This window comes from Mucilaginibacter pocheonensis, from assembly GCF_031456535.1.
GTDB lineage: Bacteria > Bacteroidota > Bacteroidia > Sphingobacteriales > Sphingobacteriaceae > Mucilaginibacter > Mucilaginibacter pocheonensis.
Genome location: NZ_JAVDUU010000001.1, coordinates 927,343 through 945,482, shown reverse-complemented (window position 1 = coordinate 945,482; position 18,140 = coordinate 927,343). Strand labels below are relative to the sequence as shown.

The 18,140-nt window shown below is 43.8% G+C and carries 15 protein-coding genes; 9 read left to right on the top strand and 6 right to left on the bottom strand.

Going from position 1 to position 18,140, the window contains the following annotated elements; genetic code table 11:
* Positions 1-7 precede the first annotated feature (7 nt).
* The 7 genes from J2W55_RS03935 to J2W55_RS03905 all read left to right on the top strand — a co-directional run bounded on the left by J2W55_RS03935 (position 8) and on the right by J2W55_RS03905 (position 4,163).
* Entirely contained in the window at positions 8-457 is a 450-nt protein-coding gene (locus tag J2W55_RS03935; RefSeq protein ID WP_310092207.1) for a DUF1573 domain-containing protein, read from the top strand.
* Between the two features lie 13 nt (positions 458-470).
* Positions 471-800 carry a preprotein translocase subunit YajC gene (gene yajC / locus J2W55_RS03930; protein ID WP_310092204.1) on the top strand — a complete coding sequence of 110 codons (330 nt, stop codon included), beginning with the start codon at positions 471-473 and terminating at the stop codon, positions 798-800.
* A gap of 163 nt (positions 801-963) precedes the next feature.
* Positions 964-1,911 (top strand): CdaR family protein, encoded by a 948-nt coding sequence (locus tag J2W55_RS03925; protein WP_310092202.1) that lies wholly within the window; start codon positions 964-966, stop codon positions 1,909-1,911.
* Entirely contained in the window at positions 1,911-2,507 is a 597-nt protein-coding gene (gene coaE / locus J2W55_RS03920; RefSeq protein ID WP_310092199.1) for a dephospho-CoA kinase, read from the top strand. Before J2W55_RS03925 ends, coaE begins: the two co-directional genes overlap by 1 nt.
* Positions 2,507-3,445, top strand: a complete 939-nt coding sequence (locus J2W55_RS03915) for an MBL fold metallo-hydrolase (protein WP_310092197.1) — start codon at positions 2,507-2,509, stop codon at positions 3,443-3,445. Before coaE ends, J2W55_RS03915 begins: the two co-directional genes overlap by 1 nt.
* Complete coding sequence (locus J2W55_RS03910; RefSeq protein ID WP_310092195.1) at positions 3,446-3,616, top strand: C1orf53 family protein; 171 nt, start codon at positions 3,446-3,448, stop codon at positions 3,614-3,616.
* A 97-nt stretch (positions 3,617-3,713) separates the two neighbouring features.
* Positions 3,714-4,163: a MarR family winged helix-turn-helix transcriptional regulator gene (locus J2W55_RS03905; RefSeq protein WP_310092192.1), complete on the top strand. Its 450-nt coding sequence runs from the start codon at positions 3,714-3,716 to the stop codon at positions 4,161-4,163.
* Between the two features lie 44 nt (positions 4,164-4,207).
* Here the strand turns inward: J2W55_RS03905 and J2W55_RS03900 are convergent, their stop codons facing one another.
* The 4 genes from J2W55_RS03900 to J2W55_RS03885 form a co-directional block, all read right to left on the bottom strand.
* Complete coding sequence (locus J2W55_RS03900; protein ID WP_310092190.1) at positions 4,208-5,290, bottom strand: family 10 glycosylhydrolase; 1,083 nt, start codon at positions 5,288-5,290, stop codon at positions 4,208-4,210.
* Between the two features lie 5 nt (positions 5,291-5,295).
* Entirely contained in the window at positions 5,296-6,447 is a 1,152-nt protein-coding gene (locus J2W55_RS03895) for a carbohydrate-binding family 9-like protein (protein WP_310092188.1), read from the bottom strand.
* Positions 6,447-6,851 (bottom strand): EVE domain-containing protein, encoded by a 405-nt coding sequence (locus J2W55_RS03890; protein ID WP_310092186.1) that lies wholly within the window; start codon positions 6,849-6,851, stop codon positions 6,447-6,449. Before J2W55_RS03890 ends, J2W55_RS03895 begins: the two co-directional genes overlap by 1 nt.
* A gap of 205 nt (positions 6,852-7,056) precedes the next feature.
* The gene (locus tag J2W55_RS03885; protein WP_310092184.1) at positions 7,057-7,425 is read right to left on the bottom strand and encodes a SnoaL-like domain-containing protein; all 369 of its coding nucleotides are present in this window, start codon (positions 7,423-7,425) and stop codon (positions 7,057-7,059) included.
* 249 nt (positions 7,426-7,674) lie between these two features.
* Here J2W55_RS03885 and J2W55_RS03880 point away from each other — a divergent pair, with 249 nt between their 5' ends.
* A complete protein-coding gene (locus J2W55_RS03880; protein WP_310092182.1) occupies positions 7,675-10,002 on the top strand; it encodes a family 20 glycosylhydrolase in 2,328 nt (775 codons plus the stop codon).
* Positions 10,003-10,322: 320 nt separating this feature from the next.
* Complete coding sequence (locus J2W55_RS03875) at positions 10,323-13,235, top strand: glycoside hydrolase family 38 N-terminal domain-containing protein (protein WP_310092179.1); 2,913 nt, start codon at positions 10,323-10,325, stop codon at positions 13,233-13,235.
* Between the two features lie 282 nt (positions 13,236-13,517).
* On the opposite strand, the gene J2W55_RS03870 is transcribed toward J2W55_RS03875, so the two are convergent.
* Both J2W55_RS03870 and J2W55_RS03865 read right to left on the bottom strand, forming a co-directional pair.
* On the bottom strand, positions 13,518-15,809 hold the full coding sequence (locus J2W55_RS03870; RefSeq protein ID WP_310092177.1) for a GH92 family glycosyl hydrolase: 2,292 nt from the start codon (positions 15,807-15,809) through the stop codon (positions 13,518-13,520).
* A gap of 9 nt (positions 15,810-15,818) precedes the next feature.
* A complete protein-coding gene (locus J2W55_RS03865; protein ID WP_310092174.1) occupies positions 15,819-18,104 on the bottom strand; it encodes a GH92 family glycosyl hydrolase in 2,286 nt (761 codons plus the stop codon).
* Positions 18,105-18,140 lie beyond the last annotated feature (36 nt).

Sequence of the window (18,140 nt, the reverse complement as noted above, 5' to 3'; positions counted from 1 at the left end):
TATACCAATGAAAAAATTGTTTTTAAGCTTAGTAACTGCCGGTATGTTATTATCGGCCTGTAACCAAACACCGGGCAATACAACCGTGGATGGCTCTGCCGATAGTACAGCGGGCAAACCGGCTGCAACCACAGCCGCTAATGCGCCCATCATGAAGTTTGAAAAAGAAAGCCATGATTTTGGCAAAATTAAACAGGGCGACAAAGTTAGTTACGATTTTAAATTCACTAACAACGGCAAATCGCCGCTGATCATTACTGATGCGGTTGCAAGCTGCGGATGCACTACACCTGAGTGGCCTAAAGCCCCGGTTAAACCTGGCGAAAACGGCCTGATCAAGGTTGTATTTAATAGTGCCGGCAAATCTGGCCTGCAGGACAAGCAAATAACCATTACCGCCAATACCGTACCTGCCCAAAACATGGTGCATTTAATTGGCGAAGTATTAACTAAATAATAATTAATTTAAAATGATAGCAACTATTTTATTACAAGCAGCGGCAGGCGGCTCAAACGGCTTCGGTATGTTAATCCCTATGGTATTAATTATCGCGGTATTTTATTTTTTCATGATCCGTCCGCAGGTTAAAAAGCAAAAAGATCAAAAGAAATACGTAGAAGAATTAAAAAAGGGCGACAGGGTAGTAACTACAGCAGGTATACATGGTAAAATCATTGACCTTAACGAAACCACTTTTTTAGTTGAGGTTGATAACGGTAAAATCCGTTTTGATAAATCAGCAATATCTTTAGATGCCTCAAAAGCATTGAATACCCCTCCTGCTGTCGCCAAAAGCTAATTTTATTGACAAGAGACAAAAAGACAATGGATAAAGGACTAAAAGTTCTTTATTTTTATAACTAAAGATAAAAAGGGCGAAAGGTGACTGGTATTTTTACCTTTATCCTTTCGCCTTTATCCTTTAAAGGGGTCCTTTGTCTTTTCATCATTTATCCAAAGAAATGGCTATAGTAAAATTATCAGCAACAGAACGAAGGCGCTTATCAGCATTTTTTACATGCCTGGTGCTGGCTGTTTTAGCCTGGATATTTACTACACTGTCAAATGTTTACAATTACACGGTACAGGAGGTGTTAACTTATAAAAACGCCCCACAAAAACGTGCATTTCATTCTTTGCAGCCTGATACTGTTAAGGCTACCGTGCAGGGCACGGGCTGGCAAATGTTGTTTTCAAGCATGAACAGGGAAAGCAAGCCCATAACTATCGATTTGTCGTCACTTGAAAACCGCAATTTTGTAGTGATGAGCTCACAGCTGAAGCAAATAAATATTAAAAAGGAAATTACTCAGCCCATTATTTCCATTGATCCAGACACGCTATATTTTGATTTTTCGAACCGGCTGGTAAAAAAGGTACCCGTGCATCTTATGCTGGGCATCAAATACAGGAAACAATTTGCCGTTTCGGGTAATGTGATAATTAAACCGGCTTATGTAACCGTAAGCGGCCCTACCGAGCGGTTAAAGCAAATAAAGCTATGGAAAACCGATTCGTTAAACGGCACCAACGTTACCGAAACGGTAAATACGAGGATAAATTTGCAGCCGGTAAAAGAAGGCAATTTAAATGTATATCCTAAAACAGTGCAGGTAATTATCCCTGTTGATGAGTTTACCGAAAAAACTTTGGAAGTACCGGTTAAACTGATAAACAATCACAATTACGATAACATTAAGGTATTTCCGCAAAAGGTTAAGGTTACTTTTACTACATCATTGAGTCGGTACCCGGATATGACAGAGGACCTGTTTGAAGCCACAGCCGATCTTGATCTTTGGCGCGATCATGGTTATAAGTCGTTGCCCGTGAAGCTTACCCGGTTCCCACCCTTCTGTAAAATTGTAAAGGTAAGCCCGCCGAACATTGATTTTATCATAAAAAAATAATGCTCAAAATAGGATTAACAGGTAATATAGGTAGTGGCAAAACTACAGTAGCCCAGATATTTGAGCTTTTAGGTATACCGGTTTTTTATGCCGATGACGAAGCAAAACGTGTGATGGTTACTGATGAGGTGCTGATTGACTCCATTAAACGGACCTTTGGCGCGCAATCATACTTTAACGATGGCACGCTTAACCGTAAACATATAGCAGGGATAGTTTTTAATAATGAGGTTGACCTGCAAAAGCTTAACTCCCTTGTACACCCCGCGGTTTTCAGGGCTTTTGATAACTGGGTACAGAATATCAAAGACGTACCTTACGTTATAAAGGAAGCCGCCCTGCTTTTTGAAAGCAGTTCCTACAAATTATGCGACCGCAGTTTACTGGTTTGCGCGCCATTAGAGAACCGTATAGCCCGTGTAATGCAGCGCGACTCTGTTTCACGGGCAGAAGTTGAAAATCGTGAAGCCAGGCAGTTTTCCGAAGACAGGAAAAAGCAAATGGCTGATGATATCATCGTCAATGATGACCGCCAGCTTGTAATTCCGCAGGTGCTGGCATTGCACCAACAATATTTATCGCTCGCCAAAAACTAATGATACTTGATGATTTTGTTCTGATCAATGATAAGGGCCTGTATTGCAAATACGGCGATTTTTATCTTGACCCCAAGCTGCCCGCAAAAACGGCCGTGATCTCGCACGCCCATGCCGATCATGCGGTAAGCGGTAATCATGAGGTATACTGCACCAGGGCTACGGCAACCATTATGCAGCTGCGTTATGACCGCACGGCCGCAAAGGTTTTTAACGTAGTTAACTATAACCAGCCATTTAACATTGGCAAGGTAACCATTACACTGATACCGGCAGGCCACATGCTGGGCTCGGCCCAAATATTAATGGAGTACGAAGGCACGCGTTACCTGTATACCGGCGATTATAAACTGCAGCCAGATGCTACGTGTGAGCCCATTGAATGGGTTAACACCGATGTACTAATCACCGAAAGTACTTTTGCCGATCCCGCCATTTTACATCCCGATCCGGTTGCTGAAATACAAAAAATAAACACTATAAAAACCAATATCCTGTTAGGGGCTTATGGTCTGGGCAAAAGCCAGCGCCTTATTAACCTGATAAGCACTTATGCACCACAAAAAAAAATACTGGTGCACCACCGCATCATGCCCATTAATGCCATATATGAAAAAATGGGCTTTACGTTGGGCGCGCATCAGCTATATGGCCGTAAACTAATGAAAACGCAGGATGAATTTGTATATATTGTACCCCCTTTTACGTTTGACAGCTACATCAGGGCAACCGGGGTTACGCGTTTGTTTGCCTCGGGCTGGAAAAACCTGCAGGTTAATCAAAAAGACACACTGTTTATATCTGACCATGTGGACTGGGACGATATTTTAGAAACCGTAACCCGCACGCGGCCCCAACAAATATGGACGCTGCACGGCGACGGCCAACATTTAAAAAATCATTTTAATAATGATATTTTTGTAAAATTGCTTAACTAAATGTTACAAGAAGGCATTGATTATTATATAAATGACGACGGCAATTTTGTTTTTACAAAAGCATATCATTTAAAACGTGGTTACTGCTGTAAGAATAAATGTCTGCACTGCCCATGGGATTATGGCAAGCCCGGCACATCAAACCAACAGGACACTTCAAATAAAAAATAACAGTCCATTGTAATTAATTGTCACGGGCTTACGTAATGGGTTTGACGCAAATTAAAAATAAATAAACATATTTGCATCTTATTGATTGTTACACATTATGCGGATAGACGACGAGATACAAAGTACAAATTTTGAAGACAACTATCATAAAGTGGCAATTAACATTGCATACACTTCTGGCTGGTTAAGTAACTTTTTCAAATGCTATTTTGATAAATATAACATTACGCAACAGCAGTTTAATATTCTGCGGATATTACGGGGCCAGTATCCCAAACCTGCAACTATCAACCTGTTAAAAGAACGCATGGTTGATAAAATGTCTGATGCATCGCGCATTGTTGACCGCCTGATACAAAAGGGGCTGGTGTCGCGCTGTACCAATAATAAAGACAGGCGGGCAGTGGATATCCGCATCAGCGAACTGGGCCTGAACACTTTATCAAAAATGGATAATGAGTTCAAAACCAAGGATATACTTAAAGGCAACCTTACTGAGGATGAAGCAGCCGTGCTCAGCGATCTGCTGGATAAGTTGAGAGGGTAGTTTTACCGCTTACGAAGTTTTAAATTCCGTAAGCGGCAAAAGTGTTAGCTTCTTATGGCGGTAGTTTGTTGCTTTAAAATATCCAAAACTGATGGTGTAACCCTGCCAAAGAATGATATACCAGAAGCGCCATTACTCAAGGCCAGCTGAATACCCGTGCGTATTTCATCATCGTTATTAAAATCAGAAAGATAAAGACCGGCATATAACGGGAATTTTCCATCCAAAAAGTGGATACCTTCGGCAACGGCATCACCTATCCAGTTTACGCCTTCTTTGTAAAACCCATGATATATCATCGGGCATACGCCGTCGAGCTTAAAGTTTGTCCAGTCTTGCCGCACATTGCGGCGCGCCACTTCAGGGGTTGGGAACACAGCCGCCGTAATAGGCTTTTTGTGCTGATGTGCCACAGCCGAAATGCTGTTTACTACACGAATGATATTACCATACCTGAAAAGGCGCCATGACAAACTGGCTTCGGGGTATTGGATCTCTTTTACATCCTTACCGTATTGCTCTTTAAATTTGGCCTGGCATACTTCGCAGTAACAATAATCATACTCAGGCAGTTCTTTGGTTTGTTCAATTTTGTACTTATCCCAAAGGTTTACGGGCAACACCACATCACAATAACGCACATAATCAAGGTGAATGCCGTCCACATAATCTTTAGCCAATATCTTATCAACCGTATCGGTCAGGTACTGCTCCACCTCGGGGCGTGAGGGGCAAAGCCAGCGGTAATATTGTACGTAAGGTGGTTTATCAGCACATGAATCGCCGTTACGGTTTTTACTATACCATTCGGGGTGCTGGGTAACCATTTCGGCACGGTTAAAGGTCCATATCCAGCGGTGTGCTTCTATGCCATGGGCTTTCGCGGCGCGAAAATGCCTTTCGCTATCGTTCTCAAAAAATATCCCGGTAATACCAGCCTCTTTATAAGCGGTATAATTTGTTCTAAGATCATTGTCGGTATCCTTTTGATTAGGATTGATCCAGATCCAGTTTTTCATCACCTTCTTTTTTTTGTTTGTAACCGCAGCCGATGCCTGGCTTTTTACAGGTAGTTGTGATGCAACGGTAGCTAATAAACCGGCTTTTAAAAATTCGCGCTTATTCATGGCATTTAAAAATTGTTGTTTAGAGGTTCAACAAGCCCATCCTGATTTATGGTATAGGTTATCTTATTTTCCTCATCGTTAATTAAAACCATGAACTGATGTTTGCCGGCTTCGAGCTGTAAGTTATTAATTTTTTTTAAAATGTTATAGCTACTTTTAATATTTAACTCTTTTAATGATTGCGCATACTGATGCTTTTGCTCATACCACTTTTGTTGGCGATAATATACCAGCCATAAATACTTTTTTTGCAATTCGGTATATGGCATTTCAAATGTGGTGTCATCTGCCGAATGATCGCTAAAAAGCAGGTAGCCCCAGCGTTCGGGGTAGTGCATATTGATAACTCCCTGCGGCGACCATACCCAGTTGTGCTCGGGCTGGTCGCGACCCGAAACGGCATCTTTTAATTTTACATTTTGCCCGTTTTGAATTTGTGTGTCATACTGCACCCGTGAAAAATTGATGCGCCACAAGGTTCCGTGATGAGGTGCGGCAGCCGAAAAACCGGGATTAATAGCCTTAAAAGGGATGGCCATTTCAACCGTCCAACCTTTGTCCGTATCCTTAGGATCATTCAACGTACCTTGCACGTTAACAGCAGTACGCAAGCCGCGTGCATCCCAGCCGGGAACCGCAATGCCCCCGTTGCGATAGGGCTTGTTTAAATACAGATCAAAAATGGTATTTAAGGCGTTAACCTCAATTTCATAATAACTGTGCATAGTGTTTGCGGGGTCAACAAACAGTTCAAAATCATTATCCCTGAAAACGATGTCGTCATGGTTTTTCAGCCGGGCCCAAACCTGCGGATCATGCAACCGGGCGGCCACATACAGGCAGCTATCGTCCCAAAGCATTTTGATGTTTGTTTGCAACGATGGCTTAGGCTTCAGGTCGCCTTCAATATCAACAAAATCGCTTGTCCACTTAGCCTGCTGCCATATATTATCATTAATATCACCGTCAATTACCGGTGCTGCTGCAACATGCTTTACTACATAATTTTCAGGAACGCTAAATAGATTTTCAAGTCCTTTAAAAGTATCCTGGGCCATTACGCTGCCCGAAATAAAACATACAGATACAATTAAGCCTGTCTTAAATAAAGACAGGCTTTTTACCTTTAGGTTGGAGGTTAAGAGAGTGTTTTTCATTAACTGCCTAATTCTAATATACGGTCAAACTCTTCGCGTTTTAAGCCCATTACTGATAAGCGGCCCTGTCTAACCAGCCCTACATCCTTTAGCTGGGCATCGGCTTTGATGGTTTCTAACGTCACCGGGTTTTTGAGCGTTTCAACCGGCGACAGATCAACCACAACCCAGTTGGGGTCAGTAGTAGTAGGATCCTGATAAGCCTCTTTTACCACCTTGGCAATACCTACCACGGCCTTACCATCATTACTATGGTAAAACAGCACCAGATCATCCTCTTTCATCAGCCTTAAATTGTTGCGGGCCTGGTAATTACGCACACCGTCCCAAAAGGTACGCCCATCTTTATTAAATTTTTCCCAGCTATATTTTACGGGTTCAGATTTTACAAGCCAATATTGCATATATACTTTAAATTATACTTAATACAGCTGTAAAGATGTTAAAAACCACTGATAAACTGAAACCGGCTTTTGTAAAAACATGGTTAAGATTTACAAGAGCACAAAACCAAATCTTCAACAAAACCACACAAAACAAAAAGCCCCGGCAACAGGCGTCCCGGGGATCTTAAGTTTATAGTGGTTTATCTTATAACATCAGTTTGCCTTATGCCGTAGGCACATTATAATGAAAACTTTCAGAAACAATTTTTCCGTCTTTAACCTCATACACGGCAATTTCATTCATTTCGCTTCTGCCCATTCCTTTATAGGTTACATCTAAATACATGGCACAAGCAAAAAAATCGCCGCTTACAAGAGGATCAGAAACGGAATCGTTGTGTATTTCTTCAACCATGGCATACCATTGATTATTTTTATCCAATACAGCAGCTTTACCTTCTGTTAACTCCATGTGCGAACCTTTTGGCTCATGACTTACAATATTATCTGCATAAAGCTCATTGATGACTTCCAGATTTTTACCTTCGCGGCAAAGCTGTACTAATTTATCAGCTACTTCCTGTGTGTTCATAATTGATGGTTTTAATTGGTGGTTTGCTTACCATAAAGTTAGCAGATATATTTTTTATCATCATTAAAAAGCACTTTAAATTTAGATTAACATTTGCTCAATTTTTTGCACCGGAGGCTCACCTGGTCATCACTACGCTCGGTTCTTTTTGTCAATTATTTGTTACATAAAGCATTATCATACACGTTAAACTATTATAAAGTATTTTAGCAAGCAGCAATCCGGTTTATTCATCTTCTTACCTTACCCATGAATCAAAACTACATCTCGTCATTAAAATCTCTGTTGTTCGTTGTAAGTCTGTTATTGATAGTTACTTTTCGGGCCGGTGCCCAAATCCCTGCCGACGATCCCCATTTCGGTATCATCCCTGCCCCCGCTTCCATAACTAAAACAAGCGGTACTTTTGTATTTAGCCAGTTAACCCAGATCAAAGCGGATAATATAAAAGACCGGAATGTTGTGTTTTTGAAAGATTTCTTGCTGGGCAACAGGCATTTTAATAATAAGCTATCAAAATACAATCCTAAAATAAAGTCGAGTAAAGGCACTACCCTGGTGCTCACCGGCAAAGGCTCGGCAACACTGCCCAAAGAGGGTTATAAAATAATCATAAACCCACACCGGATCACCATTACAGGTAAAGGTGCCGGTTTATTTTATGGTATTCAAACCTTTATGCAATTGTTCCCGGTGGAAACATCAGGCACCGAAAAACTTCCCTGCATGATAATTGAAGATGCGCCCAGATTTGGGTATCGTGGTATGATGCTGGATGTTTCGCGACATTTTTTTACAGTGTCACAGGTAAAAAAAGTTATCGAACTGATGGCCGCCTATAAGCTCAACAATTTTCACTGGCATTTGGTTGACGGACAGGGCTGGCGTATCGAGATCAAAAAGTACCCTAAACTGACGCAGGTAGGCGCTTTCCGGATGCAAACCACGTTTGGCAATAACCGCGACTGGCCCGATTCTGTATCTTACGGTGGTTATTACACCCAGGACGACATTCGCGAGGTTGTAAAATTTGCCGCAGCCCGTTATATTAATGTTATCCCCGAAATTGAAATGCCCGCCCATTCTGAGGCCGCTTTAAGGGCTTACCCCGAACTCAGGTGCGAGCCGCCGGCTGATAGCAAAGTACCGGCCAGGGAGATCAACAATATATATTGCCCAACCGAAGAAACATTTACTTTCCTGGAGAATGTGCTAACAGAAGTAATGGAGCTTTTTCCAAGCAAATATATTCACATAGGCGGCGATGAAGCCAATAAACAGCCCTGGAAGGAGTCGGCATTTTGCCAGGCCTTAATAAAGGAAAAAGGCCTGAAAGATGAACATGAGCTGCAAAGCTATTTTATACAGCGGATAGAGCAATTCCTCAATTCCAAAGGTCGCAGCATTATTGGCTGGGATGAGATACTGGAGGGCGGACTGGCACCAAACGCTACCGTAATGAGCTGGACCGGCGAAGAAGGTGGCATTGCTGCAGCACGCCAGAAACATAACGTGATCATGACCCCGCAAACCACTGGCAATTATTTTGATCATTACCAAAGTGGTTCGCCACAAGAACCCGTATCATTTGGCAGGTACGCTGCGCTTGACGAAACCTATAATTATGACCCGGTTTCGAAGGAACTTACACCCGAAGAGCAGCAGTACGTAATTGGCACGCAGGGCAATCTGTGGACGGAATATGTGCCTACCGTAGCCAAATTGCAATACCAGATATTACCCCGTTTGTTCGCGTTATCAGAAGTGGCCTGGAGCAAGCCTGAAAATAAGGACTATACCAATTTTGCCGAAGTGAGGCTGGCCAAACACTTTGCAAGGCTGGAGGCCATGCACTATAATTACCGGGTGCCAACGGCTCTGCCTGTTATTGACACCATGGTTTTTGGCGAACAGTTTACATTTGCTCCAAAATCGGTTGTTCCCGGTGCTAAGATATACTACACACTTAACGGCCGCGATCCGCTGGATACAGACTGGGAATATGCCTCGCCGGTTACTATACGTGTGCCGTTAAACGAAAAACGTGAATTTAAAACAAGGGTTATTACCCCTACCGGCCGCCGAAGCATAGCTACCCGTATCCTAATGGTTAACAGGGCGCTCATACCCCCGGCAAATTATAAAGCGAACAAGTCGGGCTTAAGCTGCAAGCTCATAAAAAATACATTCACCGTGCCCGATCAACTGGATTATGCCACCGCACCCGATTCGGCAATAGCTGATAAACTGAACGCCGAATCATTTAAAAAAGATAACCCTCACTTTGGCTTAGTATTTAACGGCTATATTAATATTCCTGCAGATGGGGCTTATAATTTTACCCAGGCTTCCTATACTGATACCCAATTGTTTATTGACGGAGAAAAGATAACCGAAGATGAAAATGCTTTGCCGCTGGCAAAAGGATTTCATAAAATTAAAGTAAAGTACATTTATAATGCCCCGGTACCAGTACCCGGCTCATACCGCGTAAGACAAACCCCGCTCAGGATTTTTATGACGCCCCCAGGCACGGTTATTAAAAAGGAGCTGGACGCGGCCATGTTGTTTAATTAAAGGGCCATACATGTCGGTTGAGAGCCGTATACTCATTCCGGCCACGCTTTATATTTTTTGCCTTGGTTATTTTTTCTGCATCCCTCTTTGCGCCTGCGGCGGAAAGAGGGATGTCGAGCGAAGCGATGACAGGGTGAGTCAAACGGCCATGCTCAGCTATGTTTCCTTTCTTTGATCCCTTATCAAATTATCTTTATCTAAGTTTGCAGATAATCTGCGCCGATAGGTAATTTTCTCTTCATCAGCTTGAATAATTCATTTCAATAATATATGTTTGTACATTATAACATAACTATGTTATTCTAAAGCCACCTCATCAAATGAAAAACCAATACACCGCTAACGGGTCGCGCGTTATAGCATTCGTCCTTTTTATTTGTACAACGGTCATAAGCGCTTATGCTCAAAAAAAAGAGCCGGTATTTAGTTCCATAACGCTGCAGCCTACGGTGGCTTATCTAAAATATCAAAGCGAAAACAGGCGCATGATAAGGTTACAGTTTAAAAATGGCCGGAGCTATCATGAGGTAACAGCTGCGATATCATTTAACGGTTATACAGATAATATTACCATACCTGCCAGCACAGATGGTTTGGAAGTTTTTGAACTTGCCTTACCGGGCGCGGCAGTTAAAATAGCTACCCAGGCTACCATAACTTTACGGTCGGCCGGCCAAACTTATGTGGCCCGCTGCATTGTAGAACCCGCTCGTGCCGACTGGAGCGTGTATGTACTGCCCCACTCACATGTTGATATTGGGTACACCAACACCCAGGCTAATGTACTTAAGCTTCATATGGACAACATTGATGAATCAATCGATCTGGCCGAAAAAACACAGAATTACCCGGCAGAAGCGCGCTTTAAATGGACCACCGAAGCGATATGGGTAGTTGATAATTACCTTAAACTGGCCAGCGCTGAAAAAGAAGCCCGATTTTGGAACGCGGTAAAAAAAGGCTGGATAAATCTGGATGGTGCTTACGGTAACATAAACACCAGCATGACAGATTCAAGGCAACTGATGCAGATGTTCGCCAAATCGCAACACCTGGCCAAAGAACATGGCCTGGAGATAAATACCATGTTTCAGGGCGATGTGCCCGGGGCATCGTGGGGGCTGGCTGCCCAGGCAGGGCAAACTGGAATCCATTATTTTTTGTCAGGGCCAAACGCGTCTGACCGTATCGGCAACCTTGCCAAATGGCAGGACAAGCCTTTTTATTGGCTGTCACCATCGGGCAAACAAAAATTATTGTTCTGGCAGTGTCAGCCTTATTCTATCGGCTATAGGTTAAAGGGGGCTAAAATACCCAACTTTTTTACCACTGATGAACCCAAGCCATTTTATACGGGCAAACCGACTGAAAATTTCCTGAACCCATACCTGTTCCAGTATCTTGAAGACCTGGAACAAAAGTCGTTCCCATATAATATGTCTATCCTTACCTGGGCAATGAGCGATAACGCCCCTATCGACCCTGAATTACCCGATGCTGTAAAGGCCTGGAACGAACGTTATGCATCGCCCAAGCTTATTATAACTTCGGTAAAGCAATTTTTTAATGATCTCGAAACTAAATACAAGAACGATATACCCGCCTTTACAGGCGACTACACGGAGTACTGGACCGACGGGGTATCATCAGCAGCTAAAGAAACCGCGTTAAGCCGCACCACGTCTGACAGGTTAAAACAAGCGGGTGCTATCTGGGCCATCCGCAATAAACCGGCTTATCCTGCAGCAGCGTTTGATGACACCTGGAAAAATTTACTGTTATACAATGAGCACACCTGGGGCGCTTACAACAGCGTCGGGAAACCTGATGATCCCAAGGTAAAAAGCCAGTGGGAGGTAAAGCAGGGTTATGTTTTACGCGCCGAAAAACAAGTTGATTCTTTAACGTCACAGGTATTAGAGTCAGCAACCGCCAAAGCCAACGCTATTGATGTTTACAACACCACTTCCTGGCAGCGCACCGGTGTGGTTTATGTGCCCGCGGTTTTGAGTAAAGCAGGCGACCTAGTTAAGGATGCCGGTGGCAAAAAAATACCGTCGCAGCGGCTTACAACGGGCGAGCTGGCTTTTGTGGCCGATGGTGTACCACCTCTGGGTAAAAATACTTACACTATTAATACAGGCAAAGCGTTTACCAAAGGGTTGGCTAAAGTAACCTCCAGCAGTATAAGCAATGGTATTTATAATGTTGTTGTTGATACCCAAACCGGCAACATTATAAAACTGACCAAAGCTGCCGGAGCCCATAACTATGTGACAGCTGATTCTGCCGGGCTTAATCAATATACTTACATGCCGGGCGATTCTCTTAAAAATTTGGTTAGTAGTTCAAACGCAAGCATCAGAGTTAAAGAGAAAGGCCCGCTGGTGGTGAGCCTGCTCGTTAGCTCGGATGCTCCAGGCACCAAAGGACTGGTGCGCGAAATACGCCTGGTTAGCGGCCTTGACAAAGTGGAGTTGATAAATACCATTGATAAAATTGCCATCAGGCGAAAGGAAAGCGTACATTTTGCCTTCCCTTTTAATGTTCCTGGTGCGCAGGTACGTTACAGCATACCCTGGGGCAGCGCCCGTGCCGAGGCCGACCAACTGCCTTACTCCAACCATAACTGGTATACTATGCAGCGCTGGGTTGATGTATCAAATGCCTCATACGGCATCACGTGGTCGAGCCCAGACGCGCCCTTGTTTGAAATTGGCAATATCACCACGGCTAATTTGCTGGGAGGGCTGCATTATTCGCCGCAATGGCTGTCATTTACGCCGCAATCATCTAAAATTTATTCCTGGGTGATGAATAACCTTTGGCATACCAATTTCAGGGCCGACCAAGAAGGTACGGCTACCTTTCACTACTTCATACAGGCGCATGACGGAGGTTTCGATAACTTTAAAGCCAACCAAACCGGATTGGATGACCATCAGCCGCTCATAGTTGCTGCGGCCTCTGGTGAGCCTGAAAAGGGCCTGTTCTTTAAGATTAACTGCGATAATGTTTATGTAGAAGCTATAAAACCAACAGATGATGGCAAAGGGGTTATTGCCCAACTCGTTAGCTGCGGGGATAGTGATAGCCAGATAAGCATTTCACCAAATAATGTTTCTTCCATTAAGATATGGGAAAGCAACCTGCTCGAAGATAAATTGAAGACATTAAATGATCATTTCACTATTCCGGCTAAAGGGGTAATGAGTGTGAGGATTGAGCAATAAAACTTGTCATTTATGCCGCTGAAATGGAAAAATCAAGGCTAAGGGGAAACCTCATAGTGTTCACGTTCACGCCCCGTGAACACCGTGAACATAAATGAACACTTGATAATCAAGCATTTGCATTTACGAACTTTAAAGAAAACATTCTATACGGCTGGTTATAGGATTTTTTTTGTTCTGTTAACTCAGTGCAGCATTATCTTGAACACCCTAATACGACAAGCCTTAAGCTTGTCATATTAGGGTGTCGTGTTTAAATCAATTTCAATGAGATCAGCGTTCCTACTTGTGTTTTGATCCCATATAAAAAGTGATCTCGCCGCCGTTCATGATATCTGCATGGCTGATGAATAAACCACTCAATATCTTACCGTTTAGCACCATTTTTTGCACATAAACGTTCTTTAAACTTTGGTTTTTAACATTAATTTTAAAGGTTTTGCCATTATCAAGGTTGATCACCGCACCGTCAACCGCCGGACTACCGGTTGAGTACTGATCTGACCCCGGGGCCACCGGATAAAACCCTAATGAGCTGAATATATACCAGGCGCTCATTTGTCCGGTATCGTCATTGCCGCCCAGACCGTCGGGCGTTGGCTTGTACATACGCGGCAATATCATGCGGACGCGCTCCTGTGTTTTCCAGGGTTTATCTGTCCAGTTATATAGGTAAGCCACATGATGCGAGGGCTCGTTGCCATGCACATAGTTGCCAATAATGCCGTCGCGGGTAATATCCTCTGTTTCGGCAAAATATTTATCAGGCAGGTTCATGGTGAACAGTGAGTCAAGGTAGCCCACAAAACGCTTATTGCCGCCCATCAATTTAATAAGCCCCTGCGGGTCCTGCGGAGCAAACAAGGTATAGTTCCAGGAGTTACCTTCAATAAAACCCTCATTTATAGTGCTCAGTGGGTCAAATTTTTGACGAAAGGTACCATCGGCCAGTTTGGGACGCATAAAGCCGGCTTTGGCATCGTACATATTCTTATAGTTCTGCGAGCGTTTAATAAACTCCTCGTAAATATCATTACGGTTTAATTTTTTAGCCATTTGCGCTATGGCCCAATCGTCAAACGCATACTCCAGGGTTGACGATACCGATACACCGCTTTTTTCATCAGGAATATATCCCATATCAATATAAGAACCTATGCCCTCATAGTCACGGTGGCGGGCAGTGGCAATACAGGCATCGAGCGCTTTATTGGCATCAAATGGCGCATTGCCTTTTACTACCGCGTCGGCCAGTACCGTTACGCTGTGATAACCACTCATGCACCAGTTTTCATTCCCCGAGTTTGACCATATTGGCAACATTTTCTCAGGGCTCTGGTCAAAATGTACCAGCATGGATTGAACCATATCGGCATTCCGTTTTGGGTCGATGATATTGAACAGCGGATGCAGGGCGCGGTAAGTGTCCCACATAGAAAATGTAGTGTAGTTGGTAAAACCATCTGCTTTATGCACATTTTGGTCAAGCCCTTTATACTGCCCGTCGGCATCCATGTAAATGGTAGGGTTAATCATGGCATGGTACATAGAAGTATAAAAATTCTCTTTGGTTTCCTTGCTGCCCTGTATCACTATTTTATGCAGTTCCTTTTCCCATTGCTGCTGCCCGTCGTTCTTTACCTTGTCAAAATCCCATCCCGGTATCTCGGCGCGCATGTTATTCAGCGCGCCATCCATGCTAACAGGCGACAGGGCAAACTTGATCTTGATCTTCTCCCCCTCTTCGGTTTTAAAATCAAAATAGCTCCTAATCTGGCGGCCCGCTATTTCAGGAAAGTTTTTGGTTTGATTAAACTTGCCCCAGAAACCGCCATAAACTTCGCGCTTATCATATTTTTTGTAGCCATGCTGATAAAATGGCTTGGAGAAGCTCATGGCAAAGTATAGCGTGCGGGTACGCGCCCAACCGTTAGTTTGACGGTAGCCTACCACGGTTGAGTCATTCAGCACCTTTAAATAGGTCCAAACGTTTTTATCGGGGTAATTATAAATACCCGCCATCAGATCCAATATAATATGTGATTGGTCTGATTTAGGAAAAGTATACTGATGGAAACCAACACGGGTGCTGGTGGTCATTTCGGCAATAATATTGCTCGCGTCGAGCTTTACTTTGTAGTAGTTGGCCTGGCTCACCTCGTTCTGATGTGAAAAGGCCGAGCGGTAACCGCTGCCTGGCTTGTCAGCAGTACCGGGGTTTAGTTTTAAAGCGCCTATGGTTGGCATAATTAAAAAATCGCCCAGGTCCGAGTGGCCTGTACCGCTAAAGTGTGTATGGCTAAAGCCTACTATGGTTTTATCATCGTATTGGTAACCGGCGCAGTATTTATATACATCGGGATTATACTTGCCATTAAGTTCATAACCGGCGGTATCAGTTTCGGGGCTAAGCTGCACCATACCAAAAGGCACAGTGGCGCCAGGATAAGTATGCCCCATTCGCTGGGTACCAATAATAGGATTTACGTATTGTACAAGGTTTTCTGCCGGACGAATTTGCGCACCAGCCCCTACAGCAGCGGATAGTAAAAAGGCAGTTAGTAGATATTTCATATTATATAATTAGTTTTTCCCCGATAAGGAAAATGGAAAATCCTTGTCCATGGTACCGCGTTCTTTATTTGGCGCAGATCCCATGCCTATATTAATAACGGCACCTTTTTGTAAAGCCTGGTGGCTTAACCAATTTGGGCTATACGCTTTACCATTAATACTAAAGGTTTGAACGTACCTGTTCTGGTCATTATTGGCCGGGGCGTTAATAATTACCTGTTTGCCATTTTCCAGTGTCAGGGTTAATTTTTTAAATAGCGGCGCTCCTAATACATACTGGTCGCTTGCCGGGGTAACCGGATAAAAGCCCATGGCCGAAAACACATACCAGGCAGAGGTTTGCCCGTTGTCTTCATCGCCGCAATAGCCATCAGGGGTTGCCTTGTACATGCGGTTCATGGTTTCGCGTGCCCAGTATTGGGTTTTCCAGGGCTGGCCGGCGTAATTGTACAGGTATATCATGTGCTGAATAGGCTGGTTGCCATGCGCATACTGGCCCATGTTGGCTATCTGCATCTCGCGGATCTCATGGATCACGCCACCATAGTAGCTGTCATCAAAAACAGGTGGCAGGCTAAACACAGAGTCGAGCTTGGTCACAAATTTTTGCTTGCCGCCCATCAGGTTAATCAGGCCCTGAACATCATGAAATACGCTCCAGCTGTAATGCCAGCTGTTCCCTTCGGTAAAGGCATCGCCCCATTTAAAGGGGTTAAATGGCGTTTGAAAGCTGCCATCTTTATTTTTACCGCGCATTAACCCGGTTGATGGGTCAAACAGGTTGCGGTAGTTTTGGCTGCGTTTTTTGTAAACCTCAATCTCTGATGCGGGCTTTCCAAGCGCTTTACCCAGTTGGTAAATGGCAAAATCGTCATAAGCGTATTCAAGGGTACGGGCCGCATTCTCGTCTATCTTTACATCATAGGGAACATAACCTAACTCATTATAATACTTAACGCCATAACGGCCTGTGGCCGAAATAGGCCCTTCATTGTTGGCGCCATGCACAAGGGCATCGTACAGGGTATTGATATCATACCCGCGCAGGCCTTTCAAATAGGCCTCGGCAACAACCGAAGCCGAATTGTTGCCCACCATAATATCGGCATAACCCGGACTTGACCACTCGGGCAGCCAGCCGCCTTCTTTGTAATCATTAATAAGGCCCTCCTGCATTTCTTTATTAATGGACGGGTAAACCAGGTTTAGGAAAGGGTAAAGTGCCCTGAAAGTATCCCAGAAACCCGTACCGCCAAATAAGTAACCGGGCATAGTTTTGCCGTTGTAAGGGCTGTAATGCACTATTTGATTTTGCGCATTAAACTCATATAATTTGTTAGGGAAAAACAGCGTACGGTACATGCAGGAGTAAAAAGTGCGGGTTTGATCAATAGTACCGCCTTCCACTTTGATACGGCTTAACGTTTTGTTCCAAACCGCTTTAGCTTTTTGGCAGGTTACGTCAAAACTGTCATTACCCAGCTCACGTTTAAGGTTAAGCTCGGCCTGGTCAAAACTGATAAATGAGGAGGCCACTTTCAGGTGCACCTTCTCGCCTTTTGAAGTTTTAAAACCAATTACCGCGCCGGAGTGCGCGCTGGTGATCTCCAGCGAATCCTGCGCTATGGTTTTGCCATGCCAGGCTTTTGCCAAAGTGAAAGGCTTATCAATATAAACAACAAAATAATTTTTAAAGTTGGGCATTTTACCGCGGCTGTACCTGGTGCTGTAGCCAATGATCTTTCCCTCTTTGGGCAGTACTTTAATGTACGACGCTTTGTTGAAAGCATCAATCACAATAAATGAACTATCAGACTTTGGGAAAGTGAACCTGAATTGCGCGGCTCTTTCTGTTGGGGTAATTTCTGTAGTTACATCAGCATCGGCCAGGAAAACGCTGTAATAATAAGGCTTAGCTGTTTCAGACTTATGCGAGAACCAACTGGCACGCTCATCCTGGTCAAAACGCAGGTGCCCGGTAACCGGCATAATTGCAAACTGGCCATAATCATTCATCCAGGGGCTTGGCTGGTGGGTTTGCTTAAAGCCGCGTATCTTATCGGCATCATAGGTGTATTGCCAGCCATCTCCCATTTTTCCGGTTTGCGGGGTCCAGGTGTTCATGCCCCAGGGCAGCGCTATAGCGGGATATGTATTTCCGTTTGAAAGATCAGGCTTTGACGCGGTGCCCATTAAAGGGTTAATATAGTCAACAGGGCTGTTCGTCTTTTCGGCCTGCTGCGCATAAGTGCAGGCAGACCATGCAACTAAAAGCGCGCTAAAAATTATTTTCATTAGTATATCAGTTATGTTAAGAAAGCAGTGTACGCC

Bases quoted from the DNA above. Each gene is read 5' to 3' on its own strand.
- J2W55_RS03935 (WP_310092207.1), top strand. From the start codon at position 8: ATGAAAAAATTGTTTTTAAGCTTAGTAACTGCCGGTATGTTATTATCG.
- yajC (WP_310092204.1), top strand. From the start codon at position 471: ATGATAGCAACTATTTTATTACAAGCAGCGGCAGGCGGCTCAAACGGC.
- J2W55_RS03925 (WP_310092202.1), top strand. From the start codon at position 964: ATGGCTATAGTAAAATTATCAGCAACAGAACGAAGGCGCTTATCAGCA.
- coaE (WP_310092199.1), top strand. From the start codon at position 1,911: ATGCTCAAAATAGGATTAACAGGTAATATAGGTAGTGGCAAAACTACA.
- J2W55_RS03915 (WP_310092197.1), top strand. From the start codon at position 2,507: ATGATACTTGATGATTTTGTTCTGATCAATGATAAGGGCCTGTATTGC.
- J2W55_RS03910 (WP_310092195.1), top strand. From the start codon at position 3,446: ATGTTACAAGAAGGCATTGATTATTATATAAATGACGACGGCAATTTT.
- J2W55_RS03905 (WP_310092192.1), top strand. From the start codon at position 3,714: ATGCGGATAGACGACGAGATACAAAGTACAAATTTTGAAGACAACTAT.
- J2W55_RS03900 (WP_310092190.1), bottom strand. From the start codon at position 5,290: ATGAATAAGCGCGAATTTTTAAAAGCCGGTTTATTAGCTACCGTTGCA.
- J2W55_RS03895 (WP_310092188.1), bottom strand. From the start codon at position 6,447: ATGAAAAACACTCTCTTAACCTCCAACCTAAAGGTAAAAAGCCTGTCT.
- J2W55_RS03890 (WP_310092186.1), bottom strand. From the start codon at position 6,851: ATGCAATATTGGCTTGTAAAATCTGAACCCGTAAAATATAGCTGGGAA.
- J2W55_RS03885 (WP_310092184.1), bottom strand. From the start codon at position 7,425: ATGAACACACAGGAAGTAGCTGATAAATTAGTACAGCTTTGCCGCGAA.
- J2W55_RS03880 (WP_310092182.1), top strand. From the start codon at position 7,675: ATGAATCAAAACTACATCTCGTCATTAAAATCTCTGTTGTTCGTTGTA.
- J2W55_RS03875 (WP_310092179.1), top strand. From the start codon at position 10,323: ATGAAAAACCAATACACCGCTAACGGGTCGCGCGTTATAGCATTCGTC.
- J2W55_RS03870 (WP_310092177.1), bottom strand. From the start codon at position 15,809: ATGAAATATCTACTAACTGCCTTTTTACTATCCGCTGCTGTAGGGGCT.
- J2W55_RS03865 (WP_310092174.1), bottom strand. From the start codon at position 18,104: ATGAAAATAATTTTTAGCGCGCTTTTAGTTGCATGGTCTGCCTGCACT.